This window comes from Streptomyces sp. A0642 (genome assembly GCF_004795105.1).
Lineage (GTDB): Bacteria > Actinomycetota > Actinomycetes > Streptomycetales > Streptomycetaceae > Streptomyces.
This window is the reverse complement of sequence record NZ_SSBL01000016.1, coordinates 153,286-163,818: the sequence shown is the minus strand read 5'-3', so window position 1 is coordinate 163,818 and position 10,533 is coordinate 153,286. Positions and strand designations below refer to the sequence as shown.

The following is a 10,533-nucleotide window of genomic DNA, read 5'->3' as shown; positions in this document are numbered from 1 at the left end:
CGCGCGTCTGGGTGGGGCAGCTACAGCACCTTCGACAGGAACGACTTCGTCCGGTCGTGCTGCGGGTTGGTCAGGACATCGCGCGGGTGGCCCGACTCGACGACCACGCCGTCGTCCATGAAGACCAGCGCGTCGCCGACCTCACGGGCGAAGCCCATCTCGTGGGTGACGACGATCATCGTCATGCCGTCCTCGGCGAGCCCGCGCATGACGTCGAGCACGTCGCCCACCAGCTCCGGGTCGAGCGCCGAGGTGGGCTCGTCGAACAGCATCAGCTTCGGCTCCATGGCCAGCGCCCGGGCGATGGCCACCCGCTGCTGCTGTCCGCCGGAGAGCTGCGAGGGGTAGTTCTTCGCCTTGTCGGACAGGCCGACCCGGTCCAGGAGCCGTTCCGCCTTCGCGCGGGCGACGGCCTTCGACTCGCCCTTGACCTGCATCGGGGCTTCCATGACGTTCGCCAGCGCCGTCATGTGCGGGAACAGGTTGAAGCGCTGGAAGACCATGCCGATGTCCCGGCGCTGCGCCGCGACCTCGCTGTCCTTCAGCTCGTACAGCTTGTCGCCCTTCTGGCGGTAACCCACCAGCTTGCCGTCGACGGAGAGACGGCCGCTGTTGATCTGTTCCAGGTGGTTGATGCACCGGAGGAACGTGGACTTGCCGGAGCCGGACGGGCCGACCAGGCAGAACACCTCACGGGGGGCGACCTCCAGGTCGATGCCCTTGAGGATGTGTGCGGCGCCGAAGGACTTGTGGACGCCTTCGGCCTTCACCATGGCGGTCATGTCACACCCCCCTGGGGCTGGTGAGGGAGCGCATGTTCATCTTGACCTTCTGCCACGGAGTCAGCGGCAGCTGCCGCAGTGAGCCGCGGGCGTAGTACCGCTCGACGTAGTACTGGCCGATGCTGAAGACGCTGGTCAGCGCCAGGTACCAGACGGAGGCGACCAGCAGCATCTCCATGACCGCGAACGAGGTGGCGCCGATGTTCGTGGCGGCCCGCAGCAGGTCGGTGTACTGCACCGCGGAAACCAGGGACGAGGTCTTCAGCAGGTTGATGAACTCGTTCCCGGTCGGCGGCACGATCACCCGCATAGCCTGCGGGAGAACGATCCGCCGCATGGTCTTGCCGGTGGACATGCCGAGCGCGTGCGAGGCCTCGGTCTGGCCCTCGTCGACCGACTGGATCCCGGACCGGACGATCTCCGCCATGTAGGCGCCCTCGTTCAGACCGAGGCCCAGGAGGGCGACGGCGAACGGCGTCATGACGTCGACCATCTCGTCCTTGTAGAACCCGAGGTTCAGGATCGGGAAGATCAGGGCGAGGTTGAACCACAGCAGCAGCTGTACGTAGACCGGGGTGCCGCGGAAGAGCCAGATGTAGAGCCAGGCGACCGCCCCGGTCACGGGGTTCTTCGAGAGCCGCATGACCGCGAAGACGACACCGAGCACCAGCCCGATGATCATCGACAGCACGCTGATGATCACCGTGTTGACGGCGCCCTTGACGATCCGGTCGTCGAAGACGAAGTCCCCGACGGTGTCCCAGTTGATGTCGCCCTGCGCGAACGCGTAGACCAGCATGGCGAGCACGGCCACCACGACCACACCGGAGAGCCACCGGCCCCAGTGGCGTACCGGAATGGCCCTGATCTGGGGCGGGGGCACGGAAGCGCTCTTGGAGACCGACGCGTGCATGGGTGGTTCGTCGGCGGGTGACTTGTCGAACTTGTCAGTCACGGTGACTGCCCTTCAGTGAAGCGCTCGAGGTGAGAACGCCGTGGCCTACTTGCCGGCGTTGACGGCTGCCTCGGTGACGGCGCTGTTCTTGACGTCCCACTTCTCCAGGACCTTCGCGTACTCGCCGTTCTTGATGATCGTGGCGAGGGCTTCCTTCAGCGCGTCACGCAGCTGCGCGTTGTCCTTGTTGACGGCGATGCCGAAGGGACCGGCGTCGGTCTGGTCGCCGGCCACCTCGAAGGTGTTGCCGCCGCCGGCCGTCTTGGCGATGTGCGCGGCGACGGGGTAGTCGTTGAGGTCGGCGACAGCGCCACCGATCTTCACGCGGTTCTGGGCCTCGGCGTCGGTGTCGAACGGCTCGATGGACAGCTTCTTGTCGCCGCACTTCGTGGCCTGCGTCTTGAAGGTGTCCTCGTAGATCGTCCCGCGCTGGACGGCGACCGTCTTGCCGCAGAGGTCGTCCAGCGAGGTGATCTTCTCCGGGTTGCCCTTCTTCACGAGGAGCGAGACGCCGGAGGTGAAGTAGTCGACGAAGTCGACGCCCTTGCCGACCTTCTTGCCCTTGTCGTCCAGACCCTCCTGGCGGGCCTTGGTGTCGCTCATGGCGGACATGACGACGTCCTGGCGCCCGGTGTTGAGCGAGGAGATGAGGCCGTCGAAGGTGCCGCTGGTGAACTCGAACCTCACGCCGAGCTCCTTGCCCAGCGCGGCGGCGATGTCGGGGTCGATACCCACGATCTTTCCGCCCTCCTCGTACTCCATCGGAGCGTAGGAGGCGTCCGTGCCGACCTTGATGACGCGCGAGTCCTGGTACTTCTTCGGCAGCTTCGCGAAGAGCGGGGCGGCGGACGAGGTGGCGGTGTCGCTCTCCTTGGTGCCCGAGCCCGAGTTCGTCTGGTCACCGCAGGCGGTGAGCAGCAGCGTGCCGGCGACCGCGAGGGCGCCCACCGCGGCGATCCGGGACTTGGCGGTGGTCGTACGGCGGGTGGTGCGTGCGGTCATGATCGGGGTCCTCCGGCAGGTGAGGGGCGTTGCCAGCTGGGTCGGAACTCTTCTTCGAGTTTCGCGACCTTGTGTGTTTTCGGCATCTTGCCATTCGGACTAGCCCAAACAGGGGGCACCGCATGTCAAAATCGGGTAACGGGACACCCCCGAACCCAGTGGGCCGGCACATCAAGGCCGGACCTTTCCCTGGAATCGCGTCTTCCTGCCGGAAGATCCCCCGCCTTGGACCTGCTCTGGGCGGTTTTCGTGTTGCCTGGCCGACTTGTCTGTATGCCCCCCTATGAGACGCGTCACCGTGGGGATACCGACTCGTCTGCGGCACCGCGTGTCCGGTAAGAAGGACGTTTACACCCCTCATCCGGGGCTCAGGGCGCGTGTGCGGCGCGCCCGCGCGTAGGAAATTTGCCCCTGCCGGGACGGACCAGTCGCCCGGCGCGGGGGACGTACGCGGTGCCCACCCACCCCTCCTCAACCAGGAGTGGCCACCCTCAAACGATGAAGACTTAAGGGGTCAACACCATGGCAGCGGAGATCGTCAATCCTCGCAGCGACAGCAACACCGACAGCACGAGCGACAGCGCGACCGACGAGCCGTTCGATCCGGCCTTCGCGCTCCACCGGGGCGGGAAGATGGCCGTGCAGGCCACCGTCCCGATCCGGGACAAGGACGACCTGTCCCTCGCCTACACCCCCGGTGTGGCGAAGGTGTGCAGCGCGATCGCGGAGAATCCCGAACTCGTCCACGACTACACCTGGAAGTCACAGGTGGTCGCCGTCGTGACGGACGGCACCGCGGTGCTCGGCCTCGGCGACATCGGTCCCGAGGCCTCCCTCCCCGTGATGGAGGGCAAGGCGATCCTGTTCAAGCAGTTCGGCGGCGTCGACGCGGTCCCGATCGCGCTCGCGACCACCGACGCGGACGAGATCGTCGAGACGGTCGTCCGGCTCGCCCCGTCCTTCGGCGGCGTGAACCTGGAGGACATCTCGGCGCCGCGCTGCTTCGAGATCGAGCGCAAGCTCCAGGAGCGGCTCGACATTCCCGTCTTCCACGACGACCAGCACGGCACCGCCGTGGTCACCCTGGCGGCCCTGCGCAACGCCGCGAAGCTGTCCGGACGGAGCCTCGGCGAGTTGCGCGGCGTCATCTCGGGCGCGGGTGCGGCCGGCGTGGCCATCGCCAAGTTCCTGCTGGAGGCGGGACTCGGCGATGTCGCCGTCGCCGACCGCAAGGGCGTCGTCAGCCGGGACCGCGAGGACCTGACGGACGTCAAGCGGGAGCTGGCCGAGCTCACCAACAAGGCGGGGCTCTCGGGATCCCTGGCGGACGCGCTCGCCGGCGCGGACCTCTTCATCGGCGTGTCCGGCGGAACGGTTCCGGAGGCGGCCGTCGCCTCGATGGCGCCCGGCGCCTTCGTCTTCGCCATGGCGAACCCGAACCCGGAGGTGCACCCCGACATCGCGCACAAGTACGCGGCCGTCGTGGCGACCGGGCGTTCGGACTACCCGAACCAGATCAACAACGTGCTGGCCTTCCCCGGCATCTTCGCGGGCGCGCTCCAGGTGCGGGCGTCGCGGATCACCGAGGGCATGAAGATCGCCGCGGCGAACGCGCTGGCCGATGTGGTGGGCGACGAGCTGGCCGCCGACTACGTGATCCCGTCGCCGTTCGACGAGCGGGTCGCCCCGGCCGTGACGGCGGCCGTCGCGGCGGCGGCGCGGGCCGAGGGCGTCGCCCGGCGCTGACGAGAGCGAGGGCGGGGGTCCGGGACGGCGCTTCTTGCGGGCGCTTCTCCCGGGCCCCCGCTCCGCGAAGTGCAAAGGCGCGGTTTGGCGCGTGTCACACTCGCAGCCGGTTACGCCCCGCCAGGGCCCCGCCTATCGTCGGGCCCATGTTCGCCGCCTACGCATCCCGCCTCGACCGCGACCACCCCCTCAACGGCCTTGAGCTGGGCGAACGCCCGGCTCCCGAGGCGCGTCCCGGGTGGACCACCGTCAACGTCCGGGCCGCCTCCCTCAACCACCACGACCTCTGGTCCCTGCGCGGCGTCGGCCTCGCCGAGGACAAGCTGCCGATGATCCTCGGCTGCGACGCCGCCGGCACCGACCAGGACGGCAACGAGGTCGTCCTGCACTCCGTCATCGGCCAGACCGGGCACGGGGTCGGCCCCGACGAGCCCCGCTCCATCCTCACCGAGCGCTACCAGGGCACCTTCGCCGAGCAGGTGACCGTCCCCAGCTGGAACGTGCTGCGCAAGCCGGAGGAGCTCACCTTCGAGCAGGCCGCCTGTCTGCCCACCGCCTGGCTGACCGCGTACCGCATGCTCTTCACCAACGCCGGGGTGCGGCCCGGTGACTCCGTCCTGGTCCAGGGCGCCGGCGGCGGTGTCGCGACGGCCGCGATCGTCCTCGGCCGGGCGGCCGGGCTGCGGATCTACGCCACGAGCCGCGACGAGGCCAAGCGCGCGCGGGCCGTCGAACTCGGGGCGATCGAGGCGTACGAGCCGGGCGCACGGCTGCCCCACCGGGTCGACGCCGTCATGGAGACGGTCGGCGCCGCGACCTGGTCGCACTCCGTCAAGTCCCTGCGCCCCGGCGGCACGCTGGTCATCTCCGGCGCCACCAGCGGCGACCGCCCCTCGCACGCCGAACTGACCCGCATCTTCTTCCTGGAACTGAAGGTCGTGGGCTCGACGATGGGGTCCAAGGACGAGCTGGAGGACCTCCTCGCCTTCTGCGCCACCACGGGGGTGCGCCCCGTCATCGACGAGGTGCTGCCGCTGGACCGCGCCCGCGAAGGGTTCCAGCGGCTCGCCTCGGGCGACCAGTTCGGGAAAATCGTGCTGACTGTCAACTAGGGTTGACATGCGTCATGGTGTCAACCATAGTTGACACCATGACCGAAGCAACGGATCTCGCCGAGCGTGCCGGCGACCGCGACCCCCGGGTGGGGCTGCGGTCGGTCGCCGCGCTGCGGCGGCTGCTGGAGCAGCTCGAAGCCGTACAAGTCGGAAGCGCCCGTGCCCAGGGCTGGTCGTGGCAGGAGATCGCCGCCGAACTGGGCGTCAGCCGGCAGGCCGTGCACAAGAAGTACGGGAGGCATTGATGTTCGAGCGATTCACCAAAGGGGCGCGCGCCGCGGTGACCGGCGCGGTGACGCACGCCGAACGGGCCGACGCCGGTTCCGTCACCGAGGAGCATCTGCTGCTCGCCCTGCTGGATCAGGAAGGCAGCCGCGCCTCGTTCGCCGTCGCCGCGCTGGGCCTCAAGGCCCGCAGGGCCTCGGTGGAGGCCGCACTGGCCGACGCGCGCAGGCGCGGCGGCATGACGAAGGCCGACGCCGAAGCCCTCGCGGACATCGGCATCGATCTCACCGCGATCGTCTCCCGCATCGAGGAGGCGCACGGCGAGGGGGCGCTGCTGCGCGGCCGCGCGGAGCGGCGCTGGTGGTCGGGCAACCGGGCGTTCACCAAGGAGGCCAGGAAGATCCTGGAGAAGTCGCTGCGGATCGCGCTCGGCCGCGGTGACCGCTTCATCGGCGAGGAACACCTCCTGCTGGCGCTCACCGCATCCCCCGGAGTCGTCGCCGACGTGCTCGCCGAGCACGGTGCGACGTACGGGACGGTCGACCGTGCGCTGTACGGGGACGGCGACGCGGGTCGGGACCGCCGGGCGGGGTGAGCGCGGGGCGGCGGTACGGGGACGGCGACGCGGGTCGGGGCCGCCGGGCGGGGTGAGCGCGGGGCGGCCCGGGGGGTTTCATGGTTGTTCCCCCCGGGCCGCCCCGCTGTCCCTTCCGTCCCCGCCGTCCTCTTACTGCTTCGCCTCGCCGTCGTTGTCCTTCCGCAGCAGCGCCCCGATGTGGGCGGCCGCCGTCGAGAGGTGCCGTCGGGCCTCCGCGAGCTGGCCCTCCGTCACCCCCCGGTCCCTGGCCGCGTCACGGATGTCGTCGCGGAACCGGTCGAGCAGGCGGTCCAGATCACGGGCCGGGTCGCCGGTGCCGCCCGCGTCCCTGCCCCAGTCGGGGTCGGCGTCCGCCGCGTCCGCCTTCACGTAGGGCGGCCAGTTGCCCGTACGGGCGAAGGCGCCCAGCTGGCCGGTGATTTCGGCGAGCCCCTCCCGTACACCGGCCGGCCAGTCGCCCCGGGCGAAGTGGTCCTGGACCTGGCGGGCGGCGTTCTGCATCTGCTCGCGCGCCCGGTCCTGGGCCTCCTTGGCCTGGCGGCGGGCCTGCTGGGCCTCCTCGCGGGCGCGGCGGGACTCGTCCTTCGCCCGGCGGGCCTGCTCCTTCCACTCCTGCTTCGCCTTGCGCAGCTCCTCCTTCGCCGTGTGCCAGGCTTCCTTGTCGCCGAAGTCACCGAAGTCGGCGAAATCACCGAGATCACCGAAGCCGCCGAAGGGGGCCCCCTTGCCCGCCTTGCCGCCCGGCCGGGAGGAACCCGTGTGCCGCGACTCGTCCGCCGCGGCGCGCATCTCGCTGCGCAGCTTGCCCGCGGCGCCCCGCACGTCGTCGCGGATCTCGGCGGCCAGTTCGGAGACCGAGTCCCTGATCTCCAGCTCCAGATCGGCGAGCTCACCGGTGCGGCCCGCCAGTTCGGCGCGGCCCGCGTCGGTGATCGAGTAGACCTTGCGGCCGCCTTCGGTGGCGTGCGTGACCAGGCCCTCGGCCTCCAGCTTGGCGAGGCGCGGGTAGACGGTGCCCGCGGACGGGGCGTACAGACCCTGGAAGCGCTCCTCGAGGATCCTGATCACCTCGTAGCCGTGACGGGGGGCTTCGTCGAGCAGCTTCAGCAGGTAGAGGCGCAGGCGGCCGTGGGCGAAAACGGGGGGCATGTCAGAGCACCTTTCCGGTCGGCTCGGCGGCGTGCGGATCGTCCTCGGCGGGTGGGCGGCGCAGTAGGGCGATCGATCCCGAGACCGTCGTCGCCCTCAGTGTCCCGGTTCCGGAGCCCAGGGTGCCGGTGATCTTCTTCGCGCCCCACTGGCCGCTGACCCGGAGGTCCTCGAAGCCGTTGGACACGGAGCCGCTCGCGGTGTTCGCCTCGACCTTCGCGTCGGCCGGGTGCGGCAGGCGGATGGCGAGTTCGCCGGAGACCGTGGCCAGCCGGACGTCGGTGGGCTCGCCGGTCGCGTCCAGGTCGAGCACCATGTTGCCGCTGATGGACTCCGCCTTCACGGAAGCCCCGGCGCCCTCGACGACGGTCAGGTCGCCGGAGACCGAGTGGAAGCGCAGATCGCCGGTGACGGCCTGGGCCTCCACATTGCCGGACACGGTCTCCGCGCCGACCGGTCCGGCGAGCCCGACGAGCGTGGTGTCGCCGGTGACGCCGCGTACGTCCGTACGGCCGCGGATCCCGGAGACGAAGGCGCCCGCGCCGACCACGCCGACCTCCACCGCCGACCCGGCCGGCACCGCGAGGGAGACCACCGCGTGACGGTGCCAGCCCTTGCGGTCGAGCCACTTGAGCATGTGCTGCCAGGCCAGGTCCTCGTACGCGACGGTCAGGACACCGTCCTGCAGCGTGACGATCAGGGGCGGCCCCTCGAGGTCGGAGACCTCCAGCCGGGCGGTCGGCTCGTCGGTGCCGACCACATTGACCGTTCCGTTGACGACGCGCACGCTCAGCGCGCTCACGGGTTCGTCGAAGGTGAGTTTGCGAGGCTCGGCGATGGCCCACGACGACACAGGCATGGATCTGACCTCCCGGGGAGCGCGGCGACGCAACATATCGCGTCTCTTGCTGAACACGATATATCGCGGTCGGGGGAAGTCAAGGCGATGGCGGGGGAGGGGATGGTGCCGTCAGGCGTACAAAGCGCATCAAAGCCGGGCGTTCTGTCCTACGGTGTGGGGCATGGATGCGACATCACGCGTGGGAGCACTGCTGCTGTGCCGGGCCCAACCGGAGACGGTCCGGACGGTCGCCCCTCTGCTGCGTGAGCGGATGCTGCTCGCACCGGCCGGGGAGGGCTGGAGCGTCCTCGTGCCGGAGGGGAAGCCCTGGCAGGGCGGCCCTGCCGGGCAGTCGCCGGGCGGAGAGGCCGCCGACCCCGTCGACCGGGTGCTCGGGGGCTGGGCCACCGCCCTCGCGGTCGGCTCGGCGTGGCCGGTCCTCGCGCTGTGGTGGGACGGCGACCGGGCCGGGTACACGCTCGCCGCGGGATTCCGTCGCCCGGTCGGCTACGTCTGGCTCGCCGACGGGACCCCCGCCGGGGAGGACGAGGCGATGCGTACGTTCGCCGAGCGGCTCGGCCTCGACCCCGTGCCGGACGTCCAGGCCCTCGAAGCCCTGACCCGCCCCGACCCGGAAGCGGACGCCAGGGCCCGGCTGCGCGGACTCTTGGCCGTCCTCACCCGCATCGGGCTCCAACTCCCGCCGGGCCTGGACCCCGGGGAGCCGTCCCGCGGGCTGACAGCGGGGGCCGAGATGAGGCCGGAGGCCGAACGGATCGCGGGCACCGGCTGGCGCGACGCCGTCAAGGCCGAACTCGCGGCGGTGGAGAGCGGCAGCCTGGGGCCCTGGATGCGCGGCCCCCGAGCACGCGTCCTGGCCGGCGCCCAGCTGGCCGCGGGTCTTCCGCTCGCCCTGTGGGGAGCGGGCCGGCGCAGCGGCGGCTGGGTCTTCGCCGGGGCGCTGCTGATGGTGCACGGCGCGCTCGGCCTCGCGTACGACCGGATCAGGGATGAGGGGGCGGATGGGTGACCGGTCGGCCCGGATCAGGGATGAGGGGGCCTGTGAGCGGCCGACCGGCCGGCCGACTCGGATCACGGGCGAGGGGGCGGGTGGGTGACCGACCGGCCCGGATCGGGGATGAGGGTCCGGACGGTCGGTGACCGTCCCGCCCCGGTCAGTCCTCGTCGTCCTCGTCGTCGTCCAGCCGGGCCAGCCACGTGGCGAGGCGCTCGACCGGCACCTCGAAGTCGGGATTCAGATCGACGAAGGTGCGCAGCTGCTCGGCGAGCCACTCGAAGGTGACCTCTTCCTCGCCTCGCCGCTTCTCCAGCTCCTCGATACCGCGGTCGGTGAAGTACATAGCCCGAGTTTACTGCCTGGTGAGCGCCCTGCGACGGCCGGGAGAGGGCCCGGCCGCGGCCCTGCCGGCCGGCCGGGGACCGGGCCGCCGGCCCCCTGCGCCATGGTCCACCTCCCTCGCGTCGAGGGGCTACGGCCGTTAACCTGCGGGGAGTTGGGGAACGGGGGGTGTCATGGGTGACGGTGGGGCCCGGATCACGCGGATCGAGATGCCGGACGGTACGCCGGTCTGGGCACGGATCTCCGGGGCGGAGGAGCTGGAGCGCCCCGAGCCCGGCGGCCTGACGTTCACGGACACCGGGTTCGGGGACGTCGCCGACCGGGTGCAGGCGCGGGTCGAGAGCCTGCACTCCGTGGTGACCAGCGTCGCCCGCTCGCTCGCCGTGCCGCTGCGCGCGGTGCGGCCGGACGAGGTCAGCGTCGAGTTCGGGATCGAGCTCACCGCCAAGTCCGGCAAGGTCGTCGGACTCCTCGCGGACGGCGAGGCCAAGGGCGCCATCAAGGTCACGCTCACCTGGAGCGGCGGCGGACCGCCGGTCGACCCGCCCGCCCCGGAACCGGCACCCGTACCGGCACAGGCGCCCGCGCCTTCGGTGCCCCCGGTTCCGTTCGCGCCTCCCCGGGTCCCCCCGGCCGCACCGGCGCCCGCGCCCTCGTCACCGCCCGCCGGGGCAGGCCCCGGCGCACCGGCGCGCGGCGACGGGGCGGATGACACCCACGGCGGCGGAGCGTGACCTCGGAGGGCGGCGGGGGCGCAGAA

12 protein-coding genes are annotated in these 10,533 nt (G+C 71.1%); 6 read left to right on the top strand and 6 right to left on the bottom strand.

Features of this window, described 5'->3' with window-relative positions; translation table 11 throughout:
- Nucleotides 1-20: 20 nt before the first annotated feature.
- From E6R60_RS24715 to E6R60_RS24705, 3 genes are read right to left on the bottom strand one after another with little or no spacing between them, the layout of a single operon-like run.
- Nucleotides 21-773, bottom strand: coding sequence for an amino acid ABC transporter ATP-binding protein (locus tag E6R60_RS24715; protein ID WP_136328840.1), 753 nt, complete (start codon nucleotides 771-773; stop codon nucleotides 21-23).
- Nucleotides 774-783: 10 nt separating this feature from the next.
- Complete coding sequence (locus E6R60_RS24710) at nucleotides 784-1,737, bottom strand: amino acid ABC transporter permease (protein WP_136328823.1); 954 nt, start codon at nucleotides 1,735-1,737, stop codon at nucleotides 784-786.
- A gap of 45 nt (nucleotides 1,738-1,782) precedes the next feature.
- Entirely contained in the window at nucleotides 1,783-2,739 is a 957-nt protein-coding gene (locus tag E6R60_RS24705; protein ID WP_136328822.1) for an ABC transporter substrate-binding protein, read from the bottom strand.
- Nucleotides 2,740-3,261: 522 nt separating this feature from the next.
- Between E6R60_RS24705 and E6R60_RS24700 the strand changes: the two genes are divergently transcribed.
- The 4 genes from E6R60_RS24700 (at nucleotide 3,262) to E6R60_RS24685 (ending at nucleotide 6,420) form a co-directional block, all read left to right on the top strand.
- A complete protein-coding gene (locus E6R60_RS24700) occupies nucleotides 3,262-4,485 on the top strand; it encodes an NADP-dependent malic enzyme (RefSeq protein WP_136328821.1) in 1,224 nt (407 codons plus the stop codon).
- A gap of 146 nt (nucleotides 4,486-4,631) precedes the next feature.
- Complete coding sequence (locus E6R60_RS24695; RefSeq protein WP_136328820.1) at nucleotides 4,632-5,597, top strand: zinc-binding dehydrogenase; 966 nt, start codon at nucleotides 4,632-4,634, stop codon at nucleotides 5,595-5,597.
- Between the two features lie 38 nt (nucleotides 5,598-5,635).
- A complete protein-coding gene (locus E6R60_RS24690; protein WP_018549966.1) occupies nucleotides 5,636-5,845 on the top strand; it encodes a helix-turn-helix domain-containing protein in 210 nt (69 codons plus the stop codon).
- Complete coding sequence (locus E6R60_RS24685) at nucleotides 5,845-6,420, top strand: Clp protease N-terminal domain-containing protein (RefSeq protein ID WP_136328819.1); 576 nt, start codon at nucleotides 5,845-5,847, stop codon at nucleotides 6,418-6,420. The genes E6R60_RS24690 and E6R60_RS24685 overlap by 1 nt, the downstream gene beginning before the upstream one ends.
- 132 nt (nucleotides 6,421-6,552) lie before the next feature.
- Here E6R60_RS24685 and E6R60_RS24680 read toward each other — a convergent pair whose 3' ends face one another.
- Both E6R60_RS24680 and E6R60_RS24675 read right to left on the bottom strand, forming a co-directional pair.
- Complete coding sequence (locus tag E6R60_RS24680) at nucleotides 6,553-7,572, bottom strand: PadR family transcriptional regulator (protein ID WP_136328818.1); 1,020 nt, start codon at nucleotides 7,570-7,572, stop codon at nucleotides 6,553-6,555.
- Between the two features lies 1 nt (nucleotide 7,573).
- A complete protein-coding gene (locus E6R60_RS24675) occupies nucleotides 7,574-8,431 on the bottom strand; it encodes a DUF4097 family beta strand repeat-containing protein (RefSeq protein WP_136328817.1) in 858 nt (285 codons plus the stop codon).
- A gap of 163 nt (nucleotides 8,432-8,594) precedes the next feature.
- Here E6R60_RS24675 and E6R60_RS24670 point away from each other — a divergent pair, with 163 nt between their 5' ends.
- Nucleotides 8,595-9,443, top strand: a complete 849-nt coding sequence (locus tag E6R60_RS24670) for a hypothetical protein (protein WP_136328816.1) — start codon at nucleotides 8,595-8,597, stop codon at nucleotides 9,441-9,443.
- Between the two features lie 145 nt (nucleotides 9,444-9,588).
- Here the strand turns inward: E6R60_RS24670 and E6R60_RS24665 are convergent, their stop codons facing one another.
- The gene (locus tag E6R60_RS24665) at nucleotides 9,589-9,774 is read right to left on the bottom strand and encodes a DUF6104 family protein (protein ID WP_136328815.1); all 186 of its coding nucleotides are present in this window, start codon (nucleotides 9,772-9,774) and stop codon (nucleotides 9,589-9,591) included.
- 172 nt (nucleotides 9,775-9,946) lie between these two features.
- On the opposite strand from E6R60_RS24665, the gene E6R60_RS24660 reads away from it, so the two are divergent.
- Complete coding sequence (locus E6R60_RS24660; protein ID WP_136328814.1) at nucleotides 9,947-10,507, top strand: CU044_2847 family protein; 561 nt, start codon at nucleotides 9,947-9,949, stop codon at nucleotides 10,505-10,507.
- The last annotated feature ends 26 nt before the right edge of the window (nucleotides 10,508-10,533 follow it).